Annotated in this window: 18 protein-coding genes and 2 tRNA genes; 19 read left to right on the top strand and 1 reads right to left on the bottom strand. The window is 64.2% G+C overall.

Annotation, left to right across the window (positions count from 1 at the left end; all coding sequences use genetic code 11):
• Positions 1 to 80 precede the first annotated feature (80 nt).
• From ACSZPK_RS10345 to ACSZPK_RS10330, 4 genes are all read left to right on the top strand, one after another.
• Positions 81 to 1,964, top strand: coding sequence for a phytase (locus ACSZPK_RS10345; protein WP_437881364.1), 1,884 nt, complete (start codon positions 81 to 83; stop codon positions 1,962 to 1,964).
• Between the two features lie 72 nt (positions 1,965 to 2,036).
• Positions 2,037 to 2,738, top strand: a complete 702-nt coding sequence (gene tolQ / locus ACSZPK_RS10340; protein WP_437881363.1) for a protein TolQ — start codon at positions 2,037 to 2,039, stop codon at positions 2,736 to 2,738.
• A 12-nt stretch (positions 2,739 to 2,750) separates the two neighbouring features.
• On the top strand, positions 2,751 to 3,194 hold the full coding sequence (gene tolR / locus ACSZPK_RS10335) for a protein TolR (RefSeq protein ID WP_437881362.1): 444 nt from the start codon (positions 2,751 to 2,753) through the stop codon (positions 3,192 to 3,194).
• A gap of 1 nt (position 3,195) precedes the next feature.
• Positions 3,196 to 3,963 carry an energy transducer TonB gene (locus tag ACSZPK_RS10330; RefSeq protein WP_437881361.1) on the top strand — a complete coding sequence of 256 codons (768 nt, stop codon included), beginning with the start codon at positions 3,196 to 3,198 and terminating at the stop codon, positions 3,961 to 3,963.
• 101 nt (positions 3,964 to 4,064) lie between these two features.
• Here ACSZPK_RS10330 and ACSZPK_RS10325 read toward each other — a convergent pair whose 3' ends face one another.
• On the bottom strand, positions 4,065 to 5,612 hold the full coding sequence (locus tag ACSZPK_RS10325) for an EAL domain-containing protein (protein ID WP_437881360.1): 1,548 nt from the start codon (positions 5,610 to 5,612) through the stop codon (positions 4,065 to 4,067).
• 287 nt (positions 5,613 to 5,899) lie between these two features.
• Between ACSZPK_RS10325 and acs the strand changes: the two genes are divergently transcribed.
• From acs to ACSZPK_RS10250, 15 genes are all read left to right on the top strand, one after another.
• A complete protein-coding gene (gene acs / locus ACSZPK_RS10320) occupies positions 5,900 to 7,861 on the top strand; it encodes an acetate--CoA ligase (protein WP_437881359.1) in 1,962 nt (653 codons plus the stop codon).
• 216 nt (positions 7,862 to 8,077) lie between these two features.
• Positions 8,078 to 8,854 carry a transporter substrate-binding domain-containing protein gene (locus ACSZPK_RS10315; protein ID WP_437881358.1) on the top strand — a complete coding sequence of 259 codons (777 nt, stop codon included), beginning with the start codon at positions 8,078 to 8,080 and terminating at the stop codon, positions 8,852 to 8,854.
• Between the two features lie 70 nt (positions 8,855 to 8,924).
• On the top strand, positions 8,925 to 9,911 hold the full coding sequence (locus tag ACSZPK_RS10310; protein WP_437881357.1) for a GlxA family transcriptional regulator: 987 nt from the start codon (positions 8,925 to 8,927) through the stop codon (positions 9,909 to 9,911).
• 233 nt (positions 9,912 to 10,144) lie between these two features.
• Complete coding sequence (locus ACSZPK_RS10305; RefSeq protein ID WP_437881356.1) at positions 10,145 to 11,365, top strand: aspartate aminotransferase family protein; 1,221 nt, start codon at positions 10,145 to 10,147, stop codon at positions 11,363 to 11,365.
• A gap of 98 nt (positions 11,366 to 11,463) precedes the next feature.
• A complete protein-coding gene (aruF, locus tag ACSZPK_RS10300) occupies positions 11,464 to 12,492 on the top strand; it encodes an arginine/ornithine succinyltransferase subunit alpha (protein WP_437881355.1) in 1,029 nt (342 codons plus the stop codon).
• A gap of 286 nt (positions 12,493 to 12,778) precedes the next feature.
• Positions 12,779 to 13,789, top strand: a complete 1,011-nt coding sequence (gene astA, locus ACSZPK_RS10295; protein WP_437881354.1) for an arginine N-succinyltransferase — start codon at positions 12,779 to 12,781, stop codon at positions 13,787 to 13,789.
• Between the two features lie 14 nt (positions 13,790 to 13,803).
• Positions 13,804 to 15,267 (top strand): succinylglutamate-semialdehyde dehydrogenase, encoded by a 1,464-nt coding sequence (gene astD, locus ACSZPK_RS10290; RefSeq protein ID WP_437881353.1) that lies wholly within the window; start codon positions 13,804 to 13,806, stop codon positions 15,265 to 15,267.
• Positions 15,267 to 16,613 carry an N-succinylarginine dihydrolase gene (gene astB, locus ACSZPK_RS10285; RefSeq protein WP_437881352.1) on the top strand — a complete coding sequence of 449 codons (1,347 nt, stop codon included), beginning with the start codon at positions 15,267 to 15,269 and terminating at the stop codon, positions 16,611 to 16,613. Before astD ends, astB begins: the two co-directional genes overlap by 1 nt.
• A 12-nt stretch (positions 16,614 to 16,625) precedes the next feature.
• Positions 16,626 to 16,904, top strand: coding sequence for a topoisomerase II (locus ACSZPK_RS10280; RefSeq protein WP_437881351.1), 279 nt, complete (start codon positions 16,626 to 16,628; stop codon positions 16,902 to 16,904).
• 11 nt (positions 16,905 to 16,915) lie between these two features.
• Positions 16,916 to 17,908, top strand: coding sequence for a succinylglutamate desuccinylase (gene astE, locus ACSZPK_RS10275; RefSeq protein WP_437881350.1), 993 nt, complete (start codon positions 16,916 to 16,918; stop codon positions 17,906 to 17,908).
• Between the two features lie 133 nt (positions 17,909 to 18,041).
• The gene (gene alaS, locus ACSZPK_RS10270; RefSeq protein WP_437881349.1) at positions 18,042 to 20,666 is read left to right on the top strand and encodes an alanine--tRNA ligase; all 2,625 of its coding nucleotides are present in this window, start codon (positions 18,042 to 18,044) and stop codon (positions 20,664 to 20,666) included.
• 100 nt (positions 20,667 to 20,766) lie between these two features.
• Positions 20,767 to 22,005, top strand: a complete 1,239-nt coding sequence (locus tag ACSZPK_RS10265) for an aspartate kinase (RefSeq protein WP_437881348.1) — start codon at positions 20,767 to 20,769, stop codon at positions 22,003 to 22,005.
• A 180-nt stretch (positions 22,006 to 22,185) separates the two neighbouring features.
• Positions 22,186 to 22,371 (top strand): carbon storage regulator CsrA, encoded by a 186-nt coding sequence (csrA, locus tag ACSZPK_RS10260; RefSeq protein ID WP_069517029.1) that lies wholly within the window; start codon positions 22,186 to 22,188, stop codon positions 22,369 to 22,371.
• A 61-nt stretch (positions 22,372 to 22,432) separates the two neighbouring features.
• Positions 22,433 to 22,523, top strand: a tRNA-Ser gene (locus tag ACSZPK_RS10255).
• Between the two features lie 95 nt (positions 22,524 to 22,618).
• A tRNA-Arg gene (locus tag ACSZPK_RS10250) sits at positions 22,619 to 22,695 on the top strand.

Below are 22,695 nucleotides of genomic sequence, written 5' to 3'. Positions count from 1 at the left end.
CTCCGGCCTCGACCGTGTAGGCGCGCCATGTGCGCGAAGCGAACCCGATACGACGCCCCACACCAGGACACCTGTAATCCATGCGTACCTTTTCTCTTTCCCTGCTCGGCCTGTACATCGCCCTTGCCGGCCAGGCTGTCGCCGCGCCGATACTGACCCTGAGCACTACCCGCATCGCCAGCGAGAACGGCCAACTGCTCGCCGCGTCCAAGGCATTGCCGAAGGCCGAGCGCTTGCAGATCGGCGCCAAGGGCTTGCAACTGATCGACCGCGACGGCCAGGTCGCCGCTGAGCTGCCGGGCCGTTTCGCAAGCCTCGACCAGCGCGCCGACGACAACGGCCTATTGGTCGCGAGCCTCGACAAGAAACGCCAGCAGGCCGTGCTGGTGCGCCTCGAGCGGCCCGGTGCATGGAGCGCGCCACATTATTTGCCCAGGGGCCATTTCGCCATCGAAGGCCTGTGCCTGTATCGCGACAGCGCACGCAACGACTTCCTGTTCCTGGTCGGCGAGGATGGCATCGGCGAACAATGGCTGGTCGCCGAAAATGGCCAGCCACTGGAGGAGTCGCGGCGCGTGCGGGCCTTGAGCCTGCCGCCGGAGAGCGCGTTCTGCCAGGCCGACGATGCCAGCGACAGCCTGTATGTGAATGAGGAAAACGTCGGCGTCTGGCGCTACGAGGCGGCTGCCGAAGCACCGCTGCTACGCGAACCGGTGGACCTGCGCGCACCGTTCGGCAACCTGGGCCAGGCCACCGCAGGCATGGCCGTGGTCCCTGGCGGCCTGCTGGTGCTGGACGCCAAGGCACCCGCCCTGCACCTGTACCAGGCCGAGGATTGGCAGCCTGTCGGCGTGCTGCCATTGCCAGGTTTGAACGAGCCCGAGCAGGTCAGTGCGCGGCTCGGCAACGGCGGCCTCGAGCTGCTGCTGGCGGGCGATGAGGGCGCGCGTAGCGCGCACCTCGACTGGACGCCGCCGCCCGTGGCAAAACCCGATGCCGTGCCTCAAGTCGCCCCCCTGGCGCAGACCGACCTGGCGCCGAGCCTGGGCGATGCGGCGGACGACCCGGCGATCTGGGTCAATGCCGCGCAGCCCGAAAACAGCCGCGTGCTGGGCACCGACAAGAAGGGCGGCCTGCTGGTCTACGACCTGCAGGGCAAGGAGGTACAGAACCTGCGCGTCGGGCGTCTGAACAACGTCGATGTGCGTCCAGGCTTCACGCTTGGCGCGCGTCAGGTCGACCTGGCCGTGGCCAGCAACCGTGACCGCAACAGCCTGCACCTGTTCGCCATCGAACCGGCCAGCGGCCAGGTCGGCGAGATCGGCGAAGTGCCCACGCCGCTCAAGGACATCTATGGCCTGTGCCTGTTCAAGGACGGCCAGGGCGCGATCCATGCCATCGTCAACGACAAGGACGGCACCTTCCTGCAATACCGCCTGAGCGGTGCGCAGGGCAAGGCGGCAGGCGAGCTGGTGCGGCGCTTCAAGACGCAGACCCAGCCCGAAGGCTGCGTCGCCGACGACCGCAACCAGCGCCTGTACATCGGCGAGGAAGACGTCGCGGTGTGGAGCCTCGATGCCCGTGCCGAGGCGCCGCCCACCCTGGAAAAGGTGATCGCGGTCGGTGCCCCGTTGCAGGACGACATCGAAGGCATGGCTGTTTACCACGGCAAGCAGCACGACTACCTGGTGATCTCCAGCCAGGGCAATGACAGCTACGTGGTGGTCGAGGCGCGTGCGCCCTACACGCTGCGCGGCAGCTTCCGCGTTGGCCTGAATGCCAGCCTCGGCATCGATGGCGCTTCGGAAACCGACGGCCTGGACGTCACCTCGGCCAACCTCGGCGGTCCCTGGAGCGCCGGCATGCTGGTGGTGCAGGACGGCCGCAAGCGCATGCCCGAGGGCAACCAGAACTACAAGTACGTGCCCTGGACGGCCGTTGCCGACGCCTTGGGGCTGGAGTGACGCCCCGCGTGGGCGCATATCCGACGTCCCCAACATCCCACAACGAAATACCGTTCATTCGAGGAACCGATCATGCCCACCGAAACCCATCACATGACCATCTGGGGCCTCGTCAGCGAAGCGAGCATCGTGGTCCAGGCCGTGATGCTGTGCCTGCTGCTCGCCTCGCTGATCAGTTGGTACCTGATCATCCAGCGTGGCACCGTGTTGCGTCGCAGCGAGGCGCTGGCCACGCGCTTTCTCAAGCGCTTCCGCAGTGACGAAAGCGCCCAGCTGTACCGTGAAGGCACGCCGCAAGCGTTGCCGGCGGAGGCCGCCCTGCAACGCATATTCTTCGCCGGCTACCACGCCTTCAGCCAGATGCAGGCCCATCCGGATGCGGTGATCGACGGCGTCGAGCGCAGCGTGCAGGTCGCCATCGCCGAAGAGGAAGAGCGCCTGGAAAAGGGCCTGTCGTTCCTGGCCAGCGTCGGTTCGGTCAGCCCTTACATCGGCCTGTTCGGCACCGTGTGGGGGATCATGAATTCCTTCCTCGGCCTGTCCCAGGTGCAGCAGGCGACCCTGTCCACGGTCGCCCCTGGCATCGCCGAGGCGCTGATCGCCACGGCCATCGGCCTGTTCGCGGCGATCCCGGCGGTGCTGGCCTACAACCGCTTCTCGGCGCGCAGCCAGACGTTGGTCGCCCGCTACTACGCCTTCGGCAACGAATTGCTGGGGCGTCTGCAACGCCGCCTGCATGGTGGCGTGGCGCCGGCCATGGCCGCTGCGGCATAAGGAGGTTTCGCCATGCTGGTCAGACCCGTCCGCAAGCACGGCCTCAAGGCCGAGATGAACGTAGTGCCCTACATCGACGTGATGCTGGTGCTGCTGGTGATCTTCATGGTCACCGCGCCGATGCTGGTGCAAGGCGTGCAGATCGAGTTGCCCAAGGTCGCCGCCGAAGCGCTGCCCACGCCTGGCGAGCGGCGTATCGTCACCCTGTCGGTGAAAGACGACGGCAGCTACTACTGGAACCTGGGCAGCGAGATCGACACCGCCGCGCAGACCGACAGCGCCGTGGACAAGGCGCAGATGGCGGCGAAGATCGCCGCCATCGTCGCCAGCAACCCGCAGACCCAGGTGTACATTCGCGCCGACCAGAACGCCGACTACGGCGCGGTGGTCGCCGGCATCGCCGAATTGCAGCGCGGCGGCGTGAGCAGCCTGGGGCTGATCACCGAGGCGCCCTGAGATGAACAGCCTGACCTTTCAGCAGCAGGAGCCTCGCGGCAACGCGGCGAACTGGCGCGAGCACGGGCTTGCCTTGGGCATGGCGGCGGCGCTGCATCTCGGCCTGGGCGTCGTGCTGTTCAACCTGTCGAGCGGTACGCCGATGGCGCCTGCCGTTGCCGCGGTGATCAAGACCCAGTTGCTCAGCCTGCCTGCGCCGGTGCAGCAGCCTGCCCTGGCGACGCCCGTCGAACCTGCGCCTGCGCCTGCGCCAGCTCCCGTGACCAAGGCGGCCAAGGTCGAGCAGGCCGATCTGGCGTTCAAGCGCGTCGAACAACAACGCCAGCAGCAGGCTCGGCGCATCGAGCGGGAGCGCCAGCAACGTCTGCGTGACGAACAGGTACGGCACGAGCGTGAGCAGCAGCGTCAGGCCCAGCAAGAGCAGCAGCGCCTGGCCGCCGCCCAGCGCGCCGAAAACCAGCGCCAGGCGGCGGCCGATGCCGAAGCGCAGGCGGCCGCCAGTCGCCAGTACCTGCCCATCGCCAAGGAGGCGCCGGACTATCCGGCCCGTGCCCTGGACCGGCGCATCGAGGGGGAGTGCACCGTGGCCTACACGGTGAACGCCCAGGGCCGGGTGGAAAATCCCCAGGTGGTCGGCAACTGCCATCCGCTGTTCGTCAAACCCTCGCTGGCCGCTGCGAGAACCTTCCGTTACCAGCCGCGTGTAGTGGACGGCCAGGCCGTTGCGGTGGCCAACGTGAAGAACACCTTCACCTATCGCATTCAGTGAACCCAAGCGTGCCCGGCGACTGCCCGGCACGTTTCACCGCGTTCGACACCAGGCTGAGCCAGAGCCCGCCCGGGTTCTCGCCGACTTCGCCGAGGTGGCGGTCAGGCGCCAGGCACTTTCAGCGCCAGCGTTTCCAGCAGCATCTCCAGTGGCATCGGCCGGGCGAACAGGTAGCCCTGCAGGTAATGCACGCCCCTGTCCCTCAGGTAATCGCGTTGCTCCAGGGTTTCCACGCCCTCGGCGACGATGTTCAGCTCCAGGCGGGTGGACAGGTCGACGATGTTTTCCAGCAGGTGCCGCGACAGGGCGTCGGAGCCGATCATGGCGACGAAACTCTGGTCGATCTTCAGATAGTTGACCTGGAACTCGCGCAGGTAGCCCAGGCTGGAGTGACCGGTGCCGAAGTCATCGATGGCCAGGCGCACCCCGATCTGGCGCAGGGCGGCGAACAGGCGGCGAGTGGTTTCGCTGGACTCGATCATCTGGCGCTCGGTCAACTCCAGGGTCAGATGGATACGGCCGGGCTCGAAGGCGTCGATGAAGTCGCGGCATTCGCTGACCAGCGACAGATCCTGGCAATGGGCCGCAGTGATATTGACACTGACATGGAAATCCACCGGCAGGCGCTCGGCATTGGCCGCCAGATCATGCCGGACCCGGCGCAGCAGGTCCGTGGTCATTGGCACGATCAGCCCCGACTCCTCGGCCAATGGGATGAACTGGCTGGGCGGCACCATGCCTTCATTGGGGTGCTGCCAGCGCATCAGCACCTCCACGCCACTCCAGACGTTGTCGCGGCTGTCTACCAGTGGCTGGTAGTAAGGCACCAGCTCGCCGGCGCTCAATGCCCTGGCCAGTTCCCGGCGTGGCGAACTGGCGCGCTGATCGAGGGCATGCCCGGTGACACCGGCCAATACGCCAAGGAACACGAGCAGGATGAGCAACGGCGTGTACTGCGCGCGGATGAAACGCCACTGCTCGCCCTCGTCGAACCCGGCGCGTATCAGCAGCGGGGCGTCGGCGACCTGCACGCTGACCGGAGCGACCTGCGGGTGCCAGGCCGGCGCCTGCGACACTTCGCCGTCGCGGCCCATGTGCGCGTCTCCCACCGTCAGTTGCAGGTGCACCGATTGCCCGATCAGTTGCAGGATCTTGCGGATAGGCAGGCCGTCGATGCCGATCAATACCGCCTTGTCGTCCTGTTGCAGGCGGAACACCAGCAGCGCGCGATCAGGCGTGATGCCGTTGCCTGGCAGCAGGCGCAGGCGATGCTCGACGTAGCGCTCCGGGGTGTCGGCTTCATGGAGCGGGCCGGTCAGCGAGGCGCAGTACAGTTGTCCGTCACTGACCAGATTCACCGAGCGCAGGTAAGGGCTGGTCATCGCCTGGCGTCGCAGCATCGGTACGACGTCTGCGCAAGGCTGTCCGGCGAGGGCGATCGCTTCGTCGGCGACCTGTCGGGCGCTGGCCAGCAATTCATCCAGTTGGATGCGGGTGTCGATGGCGGCGTTTTCAGCGCGTTGCTGCAACAGGCGACCTGCCTGCCAGTACATCAGCGGTGCGCCAAGCAGCAGGGGAAGCAGGCTGACCAGCAGGGTAGTGGCAAGTCTCAGGGACTGGTTTCGTGTTCGGGCGGGGGCGAAGAGCATCGACGGCATCCAGGCGCAGGGCAGCAAGGGCTCAGCAAACAGTAGCAAGATAATGGCCATCCTGCCGTCTTGGTTGATGTCGTCGGAAAAGTGGTCCAGGGCTGCTTGGGATGCCTTGCCGATTTTCCCTGCGAAACCGCTCCGGATGCGTCAAGGCCGCGCCATTCGCGGGTGGTAGCGGGTTCGACCATAGTTGCGGTACGGTAAGACCATGGTCGAATGGCCCCACAAAGTGCTGGGGCGATACAAAAGACCTCATACAAAAACAACGAACCGAGGAACCAACCATGAGCGCCGCTCCCCTCTACCCGGTGCGTCCCGAAGTGGCTGCAAGCACACTGACCGACGAGGCCACCTACAAGGCGATGTACCAGCAGTCGGTGATCAACCCCGACGGTTTCTGGCGCGAGCAGGCCAAGCGTCTGGATTGGATCAAGCCGTTCACCAAGGTCAAGCAGACCTCGTTCGACGACCACCATGTCGACATCAAGTGGTTCACCGACGGCACCCTCAACGTCTCCTACAACTGCCTGGACCGCCACCTCGAAGAGCGCGGTGACCAGGTCGCGATCATCTGGGAGGGCGACGATCCTTCCGAGAGCAAGAACATCACCTACCGCGAACTGCACGAGCAGGTCTGCAAGCTGGCCAACGCCCTGCGTGGCCAGGACGTGCACCGTGGCGACGTGGTGACCATCTACATGCCGATGATCCCCGAGGCGGTGGTGGCGATGCTCGCCTGCGCGCGTATCGGCGCGATCCATTCCGTGGTGTTCGGCGGCTTCTCGCCGGAAGCCCTGGCCGGGCGCATCATCGACTGCCAGTCCAAGGTGGTGATCACGGCGGACGAAGGCCTGCGCGGCGGCAAGAAGACTCCGCTCAAGACCAACGTCGACGACGCCCTGACCAACCCCGAGACCCGCAGCATCCAGAAGGTCATCGTGGTCAAGCGCACCGGCTCCCCGATCAAGTGGAACCAGCATCGCGACATCTGGTACGAAGACCTGCTGAAGGTCGCCGGAAGCGTCTGCGCACCCAAGGAAATGGGCGCCGAAGAAGCGCTGTTCATCCTTTATACCTCCGGCTCGACCGGCAAGCCGAAGGGCGTGTTGCACACCTCCGCCGGCTACCTGCTGTATGCCGCGCTGACCCACGAGCGCGTGTTCGACTACAAACCGGGCGAAATCTACTGGTGCACCGCCGACGTGGGCTGGGTCACCGGCCACAGCTACATCGTCTACGGCCCGCTGGCCAATGGTGCGACCACGCTGCTGTTCGAAGGCGTGCCGAACTACCCGGACGTGACCCGCGTGTCGAAGATCATCGACAAGCACAAGGTCAACATCCTCTACACCGCGCCGACCGCGATCCGCGCCATGATGGCCCAGGGCACCGCCGCGGTCGAAGGGGCCGACGGTTCCACCCTGCGCCTGCTGGGCTCGGTCGGCGAGCCGATCAACCCGGAAGCCTGGGACTGGTACCACCGCAACGTCGGCAAGGAGCGTTGCCCGATCGTCGACACCTGGTGGCAGACCGAGACCGGTGGCGTGCTGATCAGCCCGCTGCCCGGCGCCACCGCCCTGAAGCCTGGCTCGGCCACGCGTCCGTTCTTCGGCGTGCAACCGGCATTGGTGGACAACCTCGGCAACCTGCTGGAAGGCGCCACCGAAGGCAACCTGGTGATCATCGACTCCTGGCCGGGCCAGGCGCGCAGCCTGTTCGGCGATCACGACCGTTTTGTCGACACCTACTTCAAGACTTTCCGTGGCATGTACTTCACCGGTGACGGCGCGCGCCGCGACGAGGATGGCTACTACTGGATCACCGGCCGCGTCGACGATGTGCTCAACGTCTCCGGCCACCGCATGGGCACCGCGGAGATCGAGAGCGCCATGGTCGCCCATGCCAAGGTCGCCGAGGCGGCGGTAGTAGGCGTGCCGCATGACCTCAAGGGGCAGGGTATCTATGTCTACGTCACCCTCAACCAGGGCGAGGAACCGTCCGAGCAACTGCGCCAGGAACTGAAGAACTGGGTGCGCAAGGAGATCGGCCCGATTGCCTCGCCAGACGTGATCCAATGGGCGCCTGGCCTGCCGAAGACCCGTTCGGGCAAGATCATGCGCCGTATCCTGCGCAAGATTGCCACGGCCGAGTACGACTCCCTGGGCGATATCTCCACCCTGGCCGATCCAGGCGTGGTACAGCACCTGATCGACACGCACAAGGAAATGCAGGCCGCCTGCGCCTGATAACCGCTTGAGTCGACTGAAGCCCCATCCGGCCAGCGCCTGATGGGGCTTTTGCTTTTCGATTGCCGATGGGGCGTTGGGCCCCCCAAATCGAAGTCCGCTTTGTAATTTGTTGTCGCATGCACGAACCCGCTGGCCGTCACCGCCAGCTAGAATGCCGCCACTCGGGGCTCCCACCATCTTCGCCCTGGCTGCTTCCTTCGATGGAGTCTGTGGATGAAGACGATCGCGCTGTTTGGCGCACTGGCCCTCTGGGCAGTAGCCTCCCTGGCCCGGGCCGAGGGAGAAACGCTGCGTATCGGCACCGAAACAGCCTATCCGCCTTTCTCCTACAAGACCCCGGACGGCGCCATTGCCGGCTTCGATCACGACATTGGCATGGCCTTGTGCGAGGAAATGCAGGTCCAATGCACCTGGGTCGAGAGCGAGTTCGACAACCTGATCCCATTGCTCAAGGCCGGTAAGGTGGATGCGCTGCTGGCATCGATGTCGATCACTGCCGAACGCCGCAAGTCGGTGGATTTTTCTGCCAAGTACTACGCCACTCCGTCACGCCTGGTGATGAGGGCGGCGGATGCCGCTGGCGATTTGCCGCGCACGCTCAAGGACCGCAAGATCGGCGTGCAACGTTCATCGGTGCATGACCGTTACGCGACGCAGGTGCTCACCCAGTTGGGGGCCGAGGTCGTTCGCTACAGCACGCAGAAAGAGGTTTTTGCCGAACTGGCCGCGGGCCGCCTGGGCGGCGCGCTGGCTGACTCGGTGAGTATCGCCGAGGGATTTCTCAAAACCTCGGCTGGCAAAGGCTTTGCCTTCGCCGGTCCGCCCCTGACCGATGCCGGCTATTTCGGTGAAGGCCAGGGTATTGCCGTGCGCAAGGGCGACCAGGCCCTGGCCGACAGATTCAGCGCGGCGATCCAGGCGATTCGTGCCAACGGCAAGTACCAGGCCGTGCAGGACCGCTACTTCGACTTCGACATCTACGGCAAGTGAGAGCGTCTCCCCGTGTTTTCCTTCATTGGCGACTCGCCATTTGCCGTTGACTGCCCCTAAACTGCCCGCCATGACAGCACCCGCGTATTGCATCGGTTTCCTCTACTGGCCCGACACCCGCCCCATGACCCTGGCCTTGGCGGAGGAGGCACTGCGCATTGCCCGTCGCCTTCACCCCGAGGCCAACTACGAGGCGCGCTTCCTGCAGGCCGAACCCTCGATGGAGGGCGACTGGCGTTTGCCGGGCGAGGCCTGGAGTGGACGCATCGAAGGTTGCCAGCGCCTGTTCATGCTGGCTGACGAGCCGCCGCTGCAGGTCGCCACGGCCCTGGCCAATGCACTGAAGCACGCTGTGCGCAGCGGTACCGTACTGGGCGCCCTGTCCGCCGGCGTCTATGTGCTGGCGCAGCTCGGCCTGCTCGATGGCTACCGGGCAGCCGTGCACTGGCGTTGGCAGGATGATTTCAGCGAGCGCTTCCCCAGGGTCGTCGCCACCAGCCATCTGTTCGACTGGGACCGTGATCGCCTGACGGCCTGCGGTGGCATCGCCGTACTCGACCTGCTGCTGGCGGTGCTGGCGCGCGACCATGGTGCCGAACTGGCGGGGGCGGTCAGCGAGGAACTGGTGGTCGAGCGTATTCGCGAAGGCGGCGAGCGCCAGCGTATTCCGCTGCAGAATCGCATTGGCTCCAGTCATCCCAAGCTGACCCAGGCGGTGCTGCTGATGGAGGCCAATATCGAGGAGCCGTTGACCACCGACGAGATCGCCACTCATGTCTGCGTCTCTCGCCGCCAGCTCGAACGTATCTTCAAGCAGTACCTCAATCGCGTGCCAAGCCAGTATTACCTCGAACTGCGTTTGAACAAGGCCCGTCAGTTGCTGATGCAGACCAGCAAGTCGATCATCCAGATCGGCCTGTCCTGCGGCTTCTCGTCCGGCCCGCATTTCTCCAGCGCCTACCGCAATTTCTTCGGTGCCACGCCGCGTGAGGATCGCAACCAGCGACGAGGCACCAATCCCTTCGACGTCCCGCCAGCGGCGAGCGAGAGGGGTTAGGCAGGCTTCGGTTCATAGGCGGCCGCGGAGTGAAGATGCTGCCGCTGACCTGAAGCCGCCAGGCGCTTTTCCGTTTACACTGCGCAATCCCGACGCTTTGTGTCGCATTGATGAAAGCCCGGCGAGGCCTCTATAAGAAGTTGTCGCATGACGACAAGGCTCCCCGGCAGCCAGTCCCTACAATTTACAGCACTGATCGTTCGCGACGGTGCCGCCCACTCAGGAGAGTTTCGATGTCCGTTCAGCACGAGCCGGTGCAACGCGCCGATTTCGACCACTACATGGTTCCGACCTTCGCCCCAGCCCCGTTCATTCCGGTTCGCGGCCAGGGTTCGCGCGTATGGGACCAGAGTGGGCGCGAGCTGATCGACTTTTCCGGCGGCATTGCGGTGAACGTTCTTGGCCATTGCCATCCGGCCCTGGTCGGCGCGCTGACCGAGCAGGCCAACGCGCTCTGGCACATCTCCAACGTGTTCACCAACGAGCCGGCGCTGCGCCTGGCCAAGAAACTGGTCGATGCGACCTTCGCCGACCGGGTGTTCTTCAGCAACTCCGGCGCCGAGGCCAACGAGGCGGCGTTCAAGCTGGCCCGCCGGGTCGCCCACGACCGTTTCGGCCCGCAGAAGCACGAGATCATCGCCGCCACCAACAGTTTCCACGGTCGTACCTTGTTCACCGTCAGCGTCGGTGGCCAGCCCAAGTATTCCGATGGCTTCGGGCCGAAGATCGAAGGCATCAGCCATGTGCCGTACAACGACCTGGCGGCCCTGAAGGCGGCGATTTCCGACAAGACCTGCGCCGTGGTCCTTGAACCGATCCAGGGCGAGGGCGGTGTGTTGCCGGCTGACCAGGCCTATCTGGAAGGCGCGCGCGCCCTGTGCGAGCAGCACGATGCGCTGCTGATCTTCGACGAAGTGCAGAGCGGCATGGGCCGTACCGGCGAGCTGTTCGCCTACAAGAACTACGGGGTGACCCCGGACATCCTGTCCAGCGCCAAGAGCCTGGGCGGTGGTTTCCCCATCGGCGCGATGCTGACCACCGAGGAGCTGGCCAAGCACTTCTCCGTGGGCACCCATGGCACCACCTTTGGCGGCAACCCGCTGGCCTGTGCCGTTGGCGAGGCGGTGATGGACGTGGTCAACACACCCGTCGTGCTGGCGGGGGTCAAGGCCAAGCACGAGCGCTTCAAGACCCGCCTGCTGGCCATCGGTCAGGCCAGCGGCCTGTTCAGTGAAGTGCGTGGTATCGGCCTGCTGCTCGGTTGCGTGTTGAACGATGCCTGGAAAGGCAAGGCCAAGCATGTACTCGACGCGGCGGTCGCCGAGGGCCTGATGGTGCTGCAAGCGGGGCCGGATGTGGTGCGTTTCGCACCGAGCCTGGTGGTCGAGGATGCCGATATCGACGAAGGCCTGAACCGCTTCGAGCGAGCCCTGGCGAACCTGTCCAAGGCCTGATCCATCGAGTGCCCACACGATTCGAATAGCCGCGCGCCCCGTTTCCCGGGGCGCGACTCGGGGCCTGCCGCCCCGGATTCCCGTTAAGGAGTGAGACGATGCTGGTGATGCGCCCCGCGCAATTGTCCGACCTTGCCGAAGTGCAGCGCCTGGCGGCGGACAGCCCGGTGGGCGTCACATCGCTGCCGGACGATGCCGGTCGGCTCGGCGACAAGATTCTCGCTTCCGAAGCGTCGTTCGCCGCCGAGGTCAGCTTCAATGGCGAGGAAAGCTACTTCTTCGTCCTCGAGGACACACTCAGCCGCCGCTTGCTCGGTTGTTCGGGAATCGTCGCCTCGGCGGGCTATTCGGAGCCGTTCTACAGCTTTCGTAACGAGACGTTCGTGCATGCCTCGCGCGAGCTGAAGATCCACAACAAGATCCACGCCCTGTCGTTGTGCCACGACCTGACCGGCAACAGCCTGCTGACCAGTTTCTATGTACAGCGTGAACTGGTCGACAGCCCCTATGCGGAGCTCAATTCCCGCGCCCGCCTGATGTTCATGGCGGCCCATCCCGAGCGTTTCGCCGACGCCGTGGTGGTGGAGATCGTCGGCGACAGCGACGAAAACGGCGATGCACCGTTCTGGGATGCGATTGGCCGCAATTTCTTCGACCTGACCTATGCCGAGGCCGAGCGTCTGTGTGGCCTGAAGAGCCGCACCTTCCTCGCCGAGCTGATGCCGCACTACCCGATCTACGTGCCGCTGCTGCCGGACGAGGCCCAGGAGGCCATGGGACTGGTGCATCCGCGTGCCCAGGTGACCTTCGATATCCTCATGCGCGATGGTTTCGAGACCGACCACTACATCGATATCTTCGATGGCGGCCCGACCCTGCATGCGCGTACTTCGGGTATCCGCTCCATCGCCCAGAGCCAGGTCGTCGCGGTCTCGCTCGTCGCGGTGGACGGCGTGCCGGCCGGTGCCGGGCGGCTTTATCTGGTGAGCAACGACCAGTTGCAGGATTTTCGCGGCGTGGTCGCCGAGCTCGACTGGGCGCCAGGGCGCGACGTGGTGCTGACCGCCGAGGTGGCCGAGGTGCTTGGAGTCGGCGAGGGTGACAGCGTCCGGCTGGTTGCGGTTTGAGTCAGGCGTGATAAAGGGCCGTTTCGGCTTAATGGCTGGATGGAGGCAGGAGCGGTCGACCCGGTCCTCACTCAATCGTTATTCCCGCGAAGGCGGGAATCCAGAGGACTCGAAGCATTTGGATTCCCGCCTTCGCGGGAATGACGGAAGAACGAATGTCCGCAATTGCCTCGTTACCGCCTGTTCGCACCACCGAATTAATGCTTTTGATGACAACCGATTCAATGCAGTCGACGCTTGACGGGAATAGACCCTGGCCCGACTTGGTACACGATCCGGAGGATCTATGATTGTTCGTCCCGTTCGCAGCGCCGACCTGCCGGCCTTGATCGAGCTGGCGCGTAGCGCTGGCGCCGGCCTGACCACCTTGCCGGCCAGCGAGGAGCGCTTGGCGCAGCGGGTTGCCTGGGCGGAGAAGGCCTTCCACGGAGAAGTCTCGGCGGCGGATGCGGATTATCTGTTCGTGCTCGAAGACGAGGCGGGCAAAGTCATCGGCATCTCGGCCATCGCCTCGGCAGTTGGCCTGCGCGAGCCCTGGTACAACTACCGCGTCGGGCTGACCGTCAGCGCTTCGCGCGAGCTGAAGATCCACCGCGAAATCCCCACGCTGTTCCTGGCCAACGACCTGACCGGCAACTCCGAGCTGTGCTCGTTGTTCCTGCATGCCGACCACCGCAGCGGGCTGAACGGCCGGTTGTTGTCCAAGGCACGGCTGCTATTCATCGCCGAGTTCCGCAACCTGTTCAGCGACAAGGTGATCGCCGAGCTGCGCGGGATTTCCGACGGCAACGGCCAGTCGCCGTTCTGGGAAAGCCTGGGCCGGCACTTCTTCAAGATGGAGTTCAGCCAGGCCGATTACCTCACCGGTGTCGGCAGCAAGGCCTTCATCGCCCAACTGATGCCCAAGTTCCCGCTCTATACCTGCTTCCTGTCCCAGGCGGCGCGTGACGTGATCGGCCGCGCCCATCCCGATAGCGAGCCGGCGTTGAGCATGCTCAAGGCCGAGGGCTTCATCCATCAGGGCTACGTCGACATTTTCGACGCGGGCCCGGCAGTCGCCGCGGAAACCGCGAAGATCCGCGCCGTGCGCGACAGCCAGTTGCTGGTCCTGGCGGTCGGCACGCCGGGGGATAACGCCACGCCTTACCTGGTCCACAACCGCAAGCGCGAGGAGTGTCGCATCACCGTCGCGCCGGCCCGTGTCGCATCCGGCACCCTGGTGGTCTCGCCGCAGACCGCCAAGCGCCTGCAACTGGTCGTCGGCGCGCAAGTGCGTGCCGTCGAGTTGTCGCCATAAGAGGAAACGCCGCCATGAGTACTCATCTGATCGCAGGCCAGTGGCAGCAGGGAGAGGGCGAAATACTGGTATCACTGAATCCGGTCACCCAGGAGGCGCTCTGGAGTGGCCAGGCGGCCAGCGAAGCGCAGGTCGCAGCGGCCGTGGCTGCGGCGCGCGCGGCTTTTCCGGCCTGGGCGCGCCTGGCGCTGGAGGAGCGAGCCGCCTTGCTGGAGCGTTTCGCCAACGTGCTCGGATCGCGCGCGGATGAACTGGCTCGCTGCATCGGCAGTGAAACCGGCAAGCCTTTGTGGGAGTCGGCGAGCGAGGTCACCAGCATGATCAACAAGGTGGCCATCTCTGTGCAGAGCTATCGCGAGCGCAGCGGCGAGAAACGTGGTGTGCAGGGCGATGCGACGACAGTCCTGCGTCATCGCCCGCATGGTGTGGTCGCGGTGTTCGGCCCCTACAATTTTCCTGGCCATCTGCCCAACGGCCACATTGTCCCGGCATTGCTCGCCGGTAACTGCGTGGTGTTCAAACCCAGCGAACTGACCCCGGCAGTCGCCGAACTGGCCGTGCGTTGCTGGCAACAGGCAGGTTTGCCGGCGGGCGTGCTCAATCTGCTCCAGGGCGGTCGCGAGACTGCCGTGGCGCTGGCGGCGCAGCCAGGCATCGATGGCGTGTTCTTCACCGGTTCCAGTCGCACCGGCACGTTGTTGCACCGCCAGTTCGCCGGCAATCCCGAGAAAATCCTCGCCCTGGAGATGGGCGGCAACAACCCGTTGCTGGTGGATCGGGTCGCGGATATCGACGCCGCGGTCTACGCCATCATCCAGTCGGCCTTCATCTCGGCGGGGCAGCGCTGTACCTGTGCTCGTCGCCTGCTGGTGCCCGAGGGCGAGTGGGGCGACGCGCTGCTGGCCAGGCTGGTCAGTGTCGCTTCGATGCTCAAGGTCGGTGCCTTCGACGAGCAACCGCCGCCCTTCATGGGTGCGGTGATTTCCCTGGATGCGGCGCGTCACCTGCTCAAGGCCCAGGCCCACCTGCTGGAAAACGGTGCCACATCGCTGCTGCACATGTCCCAACCGCTGGACAATGCGGCACTGCTGACGCCTGGAATCATCGACGTGAGCGCCGTGGCGGAGCGCAGTGACGAGGAGCTGTTTGGCCCGTTGCTGCAGGTGATCCGCTACCGTGACTTTGCCCACGCGCTGAGCGAGGCCAATAACACGCGCTACGGCCTGGCGGCCGGGCTGCTGTCCGATTCTGCCGAGCGTTACCGGCAGTTCTGGCTGGAAGCGCGAGCCGGTATCGTCAATTGGAACAAGCCGTTGACCGGTGCGGCCAGCAGCGCGCCTTTCGGCGGCGTCGGTGCCTCGGGCAACCACCGCGCCAGTGCCTACTATGCGGCGGATTACTGCGCCTACCCGGTCGCTTCCCTGGAAAGCGAGGCCCTTGAATTGCCAGCGAACCTGAGCCCGGGAGTGAGTGTGTGATGCCCGCTGTGGAGATGAATTTCGACGGCCTGGTCGGCCCCAGCCACAACTATGGCGGCCTGTCTTTTGGCAACGTCGCCTCGCAGAGCAATTTCCAGGCGGTTGCCAATCCTCGGGAAGCGGCATTGCAAGGCCTGGCCAAGATGAAGGCATTGATGGAGCTGGGTTTCCAGCAGGGTGTGCTGGCCCCCCAACTGCGCCCGGATGTCGATGTGCTGCGCAGCCTTGGATTCTCCGGTAGCGATGCCCAGGTGATCGAGCGCGCCGCGCGGGACAACGCGCCCTTGCTGGCCGCGTGCAGTTCGGCATCGAGCATGTGGACCGCCAATGCCGCGACGGTCAGCCCCAGCACCGATACCGCCGATGGCCGGGTGCATTTCACCGCGGCCAATCTCAACTGCAAGTTTCATCGCAGCATCGAGCACCCGACCACCAGCCGTATTCTCCAGGCGATGTTCGCCGATGAGCGCCACTTCGCCCATCACCCGGCGTTACCGGCGACCGCCCAGTTCGGTGACGAGGGCGCGGCCAACCACACCCGCTTGTGCAAGCGCTATGGCGACGCTGGCGTGGAGTTCTTCGTCTACGGTCGCAGCGCCTTAGATGCCCGTCATCCGGCGCCGCAGCGTTTTCCGGCGCGGCAGACCCAGGAAGCCTCCCAGGCCATCGCGCGGCTGCATGGTTTGAGCGAAGCCGGCACGGTCTTCGCCCAACAGAATCCGGCGGTGATCGATCAAGGGGTGTTTCACAACGACGTGATCGCCGTGGGCAATGGCGAGGTCCTGTTCTATCACCAGCAGGCGTTCCTCGACAGCGAGCGGGTGCTGGCCGAACTGGCTGACAAGCTGGCCCGGCTTGGCGGCAGCCTGCAGCCGATCTGCGTGCCGAGCGATGTCTTGAGCGTGGATGATGCGGTGCGCTCCTACTTGTTCAACAGCCAACTGCTGACCCGCGCCGATGGTCGCATGCTGCTGGTCGTGCCGGAGGAGTGCCGCAGCAATCCGCAGGTCTGGGCTTATCTGCAGCGACTCACGGGGGGCGATGGTCCGATCAGTGAGGTTCGGGCATTCGAACTCAAGCAGAGCATGAGAAATGGCGGGGGCCCCGCCTGCCTGCGTCTGCGCGTTGTCTTGAATGAGTCCGAGCTGGCTGCGCTCAATCCTGGGGTGATCCTGACGCCAGCGCTCTACCAGACCTTGGTCGATTGGGTGGGGCGACATTATCGCGATCGCTTGCAGGAGCGCGATCTGGCCGACCCGCAATTATTGGTCGAGTGCCGCACGGCGCTCGATGAGCTGACGCAGATCCTCACTCTGGGCTGCGTCTATTCTTTTCAACGTACCTGAGAGTTCACGACCATGTCCGATGCTTTGCAATTGATCCTCGAAGACACCGACGGCACCCAGCTGGAGACCTCCTGTACACGCTTCGCCGTGATCTGGGAAGGCAAGGAGGTATGGATCCAGCCTGTGGGCGACCAACTGCTGATCGGTGTGGATGTAGAGGAGGGCGACACGGAGTACGTCAACCTGCTGGTGCGTCCGCAAGCCACCAACCTGATCGGCCTGCAGCTCGAGCGCGAGCCGATCGGCGACGACGAGGACGGCCACGTTCACGGGCCGGACTGCCAACACTGAGAGGTCACGCCATGCTCGCCCTCGGCAAACTGCTTGAACTTACCCTGGCCGGCCGCGAACCGACCGAGAAGATTCAACTGACTCGCCAGGGCGTGCGCCTGCACTGGTTGGCCGAAGGGGCGCTGGAGGTGACGCCGGCGCCTGGCGAGGATGCGGGCCTGGACCTGCTGCTTTCGGCAGGTCTCCACGGTAACGAAACCGCGCCGATCGAGCTGCTCGACCGCCTGCTGCATGACATCGCTTCCGGCACCCTGTTGCCCAGGGCGCGCCTGCTACTGCTGTTCGGCAACCCCGAGTCGATCCGCCGCGGTGAGCGTTATGTCGAGCAAGACATCAATCGCCTGTTCAGCGGCCGGCATGAGCACACCAGTGGTCTCGAAGCGTTGCGGGCCAACGAACTGGAGCACCTGGCGGCGAGCTTTTTCGGCAAGCCGGGGCGTAAGCGCCTGCACTATGACCTGCACACCTCCATCCGTGCGTCGAAGATCGAGCTGTTTGCCCTCCAGCCCTATGCCACCGGACGCGAGCCGAACCGCGAAGAGCTGGCCCGGCTGCAGGCCGCCGGCATCGAGGCCGTGCTATTGCAGAAGCAGCCGGGTATCACCTTCAGTTCCTATACCTATGCACATCTGCAGGCCGAGGCCTTCACCCTGGAACTGGGCAAGGCCATGCCGTTCGGCCAGAACCAGGCGCTGGACCTGGGGCGGCTGGAGAGGCGCCTACGGCAACTGATCGAGAGTCGCGAGCCGCCGGCTGTCGAAACCGACGGGCTGAAGCTGTTCGGCGTGGCCCGGGAAGTGATCAAGCACAGCGACGAATTCCGCCTGCACCTGCCCGCCGATGTGCAGAACTTCAGCGAACTGTCCGTGGGTTACCTGCTGGCCGAGGACATCGCCGGGACCCGCTGGGTGGTGGAGGAAGAGGGCGCGCGCATCATCTTTCCCAATCCCAGGGTCCGCAATGGCCTGCGCGCCGGGATTCTGATCGTTCCTGCCGCACTTTAGCGTCATGATCGGCGCTTTCTATCCGATTTAGCGCTTGCATGGGCTGTCCAGCCGATACAAGGCCTATATAATGCGGCCCTTTGCCGGCTCAGACCCCGTTTTGCCGGAACCGCCGTTTGCCTGGAATGAATAGATGAAAAGCGCAGAAATCCGTGAAGCCTTCCTCCGCTTCTTCGAAGAGAAGGGGCACACCCGTGTCGCATCCAGCTCGCTGATTCCGGCGAACGACCCGACCCTGTTGTTCACCAACGCCGGCATGAACCAGTTCAAGGACTGCTTCCTCGGCCTGGAAAAGCGTGCCTACACCCGCGCCGCCACCAGCCAGAAGTGCGTGCGTGCCGGCGGCAAGCACAACGACCTGGACAACGTCGGCTATACCGCGCGCCACCATACGTTCTTCGAGATGCTGGGCAACTTCAGCTTCGGCGATTATTTCAAGCGCGATGCGATCAATTTCGCCTGGGAATTCCTGACCGGCGACAAATGGCTGAAACTGCCCAAGGACAAACTCTGGGTCACCGTCTACGCCAGCGATGACGAAGCCTTCGACATCTGGACCAAGGAAGTCGGCGTCCCGGTCGAGCGCATGGTGCGCATCGGCGACAACAAGGGCGCGCCATACGCCTCGGACAACTTCTGGGCAATGGGCGATACCGGTCCGTGCGGCCCCTGCACCGAGATTTTCTTCGACCACGGCGCGGACATCTGGGGCGGCCCGCCCGGTTCGCCGGAAGAAGATGGTGACCGCTACATCGAAATCTGGAACAACGTCTTCATGCAGTTCAACCGCACCGCCGATGGCGTGTTGCATCCGTTGCCGGCACCGAGCGTCGACACCGGCATGGGCCTGGAGCGCATAAGCGCCGTGCTGCAGCACGTGCACTCGAACTACGAGATCGACCTGTTCCAGAACCTGCTCGCGGCGGCTGCCAGCGCCATTGGCTGTGCCAACGACGGCGCGCCATCGCTGAAGGTGGTGGCTGACCACATCCGTTCCTGCAGCTTCCTGATCGCCGATGGCGTGCTGCCGTCCAACGAAGGGCGCGGCTACGTGCTGCGGCGCATCATCCGTCGCGCCTGCCGCCACGGTAACAAGCTGGGCGCCAAGGGCAGCTTCTTCAATGGCATCGTGGCGGCGCTGGTCGCCGAGATGGGCGATGCCTTTCCCGAGCTCAAGCAGCAACAGGCGCACATCGAACGCGTGCTGAAGACCGAGGAAGAGCAGTTCGCCAAGACCCTGGAGCAGGGCCTGAAGATTCTCGAGCAGGATCTGGAGAACCTGCAGGGCAAGGTCATTCCGGGCGACGTGGTGTTCAAACTCTACGACACCTACGGTTTCCCCATGGACCTCACCGGCGACATCGCCCGCGAACGTGACCTGACCCTCGACGAAGAAGGCTTCGAGCGCGAGATGGAAGAACAGCGCAAGCGCGCCCGTGCTTCCAGCTCGTTCGGCATGGATTACAACAACCTGGTCAAGGTCGACAGCGACACCCGCTTCCTCGGCTACCAGGGCACCAGCGGCAGTGGCAAGATCGTCGCCCTGTTCAAGGCTGGCGTTGCCGTCGATACCCTGGCCGAAGGCGAGGAGGGCGTGGTTGTCCTCGACCAGACGCCGTTCTACGGCGAGTCGGGCGGCCAGGTCGGCGACAGCGGCTACCTGGAAAGCGCCGGTGTGCGTTTCGACGTGCGCGATACCACCAAGACCGGTGGCGCCTTCCTCCACCACGGCGTGGTGTCCAAGGGCAGCCTGGCCGTCGGCACTTCGGTGAAGGCCGATGCCAACGCCGAGACCCGCCAGGCCACGGCCCTCAACCACTCGGCCACGCACTTGCTGCATGCCGCGCTGCGCCAGATCCTGGGCGATCACGTGCAGCAGAAAGGCTCGCTGGTCGACAGCCAGCGCCTGCGTTTCGACTTCAGTCACTTCGAGGCGATCAAGCCGGAGCAGTTGCGCCAGTTGGAAGACATCGTCAACGCCGAGATTCGTCGCAATACCGAGGTCACCACCGAGGAAACCGACATCGAGACGGCCAAGGCCAAGGGCGCCATGGCGCTGTTCGGCGAGAAATACGGCGAGCGCGTGCGTGTGCTGAGCATGGGTAACGGCTTCTCGGTCGAACTGTGCGGCGGTACTCATGCATCCCGTACGGGCGATATCGCGTTGTTCAAGATCACCAGCGAGGCCGGCGTCGCGGCAGGTGTGCGTCGCATCGAGGCGGTCAGCGGTGCCGGTGCGCTGGCCTATCTCAACAGTGCCGAAGAGCAGGTCAAGGAAGCCGCGGCCCTGGTCAAGGGCAGCCGCGATAACCTGCTGGACAAACTGACCGCCGTGCTCGAACGCAACCGCCAGTTGGAAAAAGAGCTGGAGCAATTCAAGGCCAAGGCTGCCAGCGCGGCGGGTAATGATCTGGCCGGCTCAGCCGTTGATGTCAAGGGCGCCAAGGTTCTCGCCGCACGCCTGGATGGCCTGGATGGCAAGGCCTTGTTGGCGATGGTCGACCAATTGAAGAACAAGCTGGGCAGCGCGGTGATCCTGCTGGGCGGCGAGTTCGACGGTAAGGTCGTGCTGGTGGCCGGCGTCACCCAGGACCTGACAGCCAGGCTCAAGGCCGGCGACCTGATGCGCCAGGCAGCCGCGGCGGTCGGCGGCAAGGGCGGTGGCCGTCCCGATCTGGCCCAGGGCGGCGGTACCGATGCCGGCAAGCTGGACGAGGCTTTGGCCCTGGCCAGCGGCTTCGCCGAACAAGGCCTGTAAACGATGAATCACCAGGGTCGGTAGCGTGCCCGGCCGACCTTGGCAGTGTGGCCCTTTGCGGGTTTAATGGGCGCCCTTGGGGAAAAGGCGGCTTTTTGACATGGCTTTGATCGTACAAAAATTTGGGGGGACCTCCGTCGGCACCGTGGAACGTATCCAGCAGGTGGCCGCGAAGGTCAAGAAATTCCGCGAAGCCGGCGACGACATCGTGGTCGTGGTTTCCGCCATGAGTGGCGAAACCAATCGCCTGATCGATCTGGCCAAGCAGGTTTCCGCTGGTCAGCCCATTCCGCGCGAGCTGGATGTCATGGTCTCCACCGGCGAGCAGGTGACCATCGCCCTGCTGGCCATGGCCCTGATCCAGTGCGGCGTCGATGCGGTTTCCTACACAGGCAACCAGGTGCGCATCCTCACCGATAGCGCACACACCAAGGCGCGTATCCTGCAGATCGACGACCAGCGCATTCGCATCGACCTCAAGGCTGGTCGCGTGGTCGTGGTCGCCGGTTTCCAGGGGGTGGACGAAAACGGCAACATCACCACGCTCGGTCGCGGTGGTTCCGACACCACCGGCGTGGCCCTGGCGGCCGCACTGAAGGCCGACGAATGCCAGATCTACACCGACGTCGACGGCGTCTACACCACCGACCCGCGCGTGGTACCCAAGGCTCGTCGCCTGGAGAAGATCACCTTCGAGGAAATGCTGGAAATGGCCAGCCTCGGCTCCAAGGTCCTGCAGATCCGCTCGGTGGAATTCGCCGGCAAGTACAACGTCCCGCTGCGCGTGCTGCACAGCTTCCAGGAGGGGCCGGGCACCCTCATTACCCTTGATGAAGAGGAATCCATGGAACAGCCGATCATCTCCGGCATCGCCTTCAACCGTGACGAAGCCAAGCTGACCATCCGTGGTGTGCCGGACAACCCTGGCGTGGCTTTCAAGATTCTCGGGCCGATCAGCGCCGCCAATATCGAGGTCGACATGATCGTGCAGAACGTCGCGCACGATAACACCACCGACTTCACCTTCACCGTACACCGCAACGACTACCAGAACGCCCTGGATGTTCTGCAAAACACTGCGCGCGAGATCGGTGCCCGCGAGGTCATCGGCGATGTGAACATCGCCAAGGTGTCCATCGTCGGCGTTGGCATGCGTTCCCACGCTGGCGTTGCCAGCCGCATGTTCGAAGCCCTGGCCAAGGAAACCATCAACATCCAGATGATCTCCACTTCGGAGATCAAGGTGTCGGTGGTCATCGAGGAGAAATACCTGGAGTTGGCGGTGCGCGCTCTGCACACTGCCTTCGAGCTGGATGCTCCTTCTCGCCAAAGCGAGTAAGGCCTGCTGAAAGGCGCTGTTACAGCGCCTTTCTTCCTTTTTGACCCGCCCGGCGGAACTTTTCTTTTGTCTGGGCTGGTCAATACTTGGGTGGCGGCTTCTGCGCGAAAGCGTCTGGAGTCGGCACCATCCTACTTTTGCAGACTGTGTTGTCCTGTACTAATCCGTGAGGAGAAAGGAATGCTGATTCTGACTCGCCGGGTCGGAGAGACCCTGATGGTCGGTGATGAAGTGACTGTCACCGTGTTAGGCGTGAAAGGTAATCAGGTGCGCATTGGCGTCAACGCTCCCAAGGAAGTTGCCGTGCATCGCGAAGAGATTTACCAGCGCATCCAGAAAGAAAAGGGCGACGAACCAAGCCACTAATTTTTCTGGAATTTTTGCTTTGCAAACGGGGAAAACATGGTTATCATGCGCCCCGTGTTGCGGAGAGGTGGCCGAGTGGCCGAAGGCGCTCCCCTGCTAAGGGAGTACACCTCAAAAGGGTGTCGGGGGTTCGAATCCCCCCTTCTCCGCCATATTTTGTTTTACGCGTCGGTTCGATAACCAATTGAACTGAATAGGGAAAAGAGAGTTGACCTCAACGATTTAATCCCTATAATGCGCGGCCCACGCACTCATAGCTCAGCTGGATAGAGTACTCGGCTACGAACCGAGCGGTCGGAGGTTCGAATCCTCCTGAGTGCGCCA

Source organism: Pseudomonas sp. LRF_L74 (assembly GCF_965644255.1).
GTDB lineage: Bacteria > Pseudomonadota > Gammaproteobacteria > Pseudomonadales > Pseudomonadaceae > Aquipseudomonas.
The sequence above is the reverse complement of the archived record's forward strand: the minus strand, read 5'-3'. Positions and strand labels throughout refer to the sequence as shown.

Coding starts and splice junctions, on each gene's coding strand:
- ACSZPK_RS10315 (WP_437881358.1), top strand. CDS start 8,078: ATGAAGACGATCGCGCTGTTTGGCGCACTGGCCCTCTGGGCAGTAGCC.
- ACSZPK_RS10330 (WP_437881361.1), top strand. CDS start 3,196: ATGAACAGCCTGACCTTTCAGCAGCAGGAGCCTCGCGGCAACGCGGCG.
- tolQ (WP_437881363.1), top strand. CDS start 2,037: ATGCCCACCGAAACCCATCACATGACCATCTGGGGCCTCGTCAGCGAA.
- ACSZPK_RS10325 (WP_437881360.1), bottom strand. CDS start 5,612: ATGCTCTTCGCCCCCGCCCGAACACGAAACCAGTCCCTGAGACTTGCC.
- alaS (WP_437881349.1), top strand. CDS start 18,042: ATGAAAAGCGCAGAAATCCGTGAAGCCTTCCTCCGCTTCTTCGAAGAG.
- acs (WP_437881359.1), top strand. CDS start 5,900: ATGAGCGCCGCTCCCCTCTACCCGGTGCGTCCCGAAGTGGCTGCAAGC.
- ACSZPK_RS10310 (WP_437881357.1), top strand. CDS start 8,925: ATGACAGCACCCGCGTATTGCATCGGTTTCCTCTACTGGCCCGACACC.
- ACSZPK_RS10265 (WP_437881348.1), top strand. CDS start 20,767: ATGGCTTTGATCGTACAAAAATTTGGGGGGACCTCCGTCGGCACCGTG.
- astA (WP_437881354.1), top strand. CDS start 12,779: ATGATTGTTCGTCCCGTTCGCAGCGCCGACCTGCCGGCCTTGATCGAG.
- ACSZPK_RS10305 (WP_437881356.1), top strand. CDS start 10,145: ATGTCCGTTCAGCACGAGCCGGTGCAACGCGCCGATTTCGACCACTAC.
- astD (WP_437881353.1), top strand. CDS start 13,804: ATGAGTACTCATCTGATCGCAGGCCAGTGGCAGCAGGGAGAGGGCGAA.
- ACSZPK_RS10345 (WP_437881364.1), top strand. CDS start 81: ATGCGTACCTTTTCTCTTTCCCTGCTCGGCCTGTACATCGCCCTTGCC.
- astB (WP_437881352.1), top strand. CDS start 15,267: ATGCCCGCTGTGGAGATGAATTTCGACGGCCTGGTCGGCCCCAGCCAC.
- ACSZPK_RS10280 (WP_437881351.1), top strand. CDS start 16,626: ATGTCCGATGCTTTGCAATTGATCCTCGAAGACACCGACGGCACCCAG.
- aruF (WP_437881355.1), top strand. CDS start 11,464: ATGCTGGTGATGCGCCCCGCGCAATTGTCCGACCTTGCCGAAGTGCAG.
- tolR (WP_437881362.1), top strand. CDS start 2,751: ATGCTGGTCAGACCCGTCCGCAAGCACGGCCTCAAGGCCGAGATGAAC.
- csrA (WP_069517029.1), top strand. CDS start 22,186: ATGCTGATTCTGACTCGCCGGGTCGGAGAGACCCTGATGGTCGGTGAT.
- astE (WP_437881350.1), top strand. CDS start 16,916: ATGCTCGCCCTCGGCAAACTGCTTGAACTTACCCTGGCCGGCCGCGAA.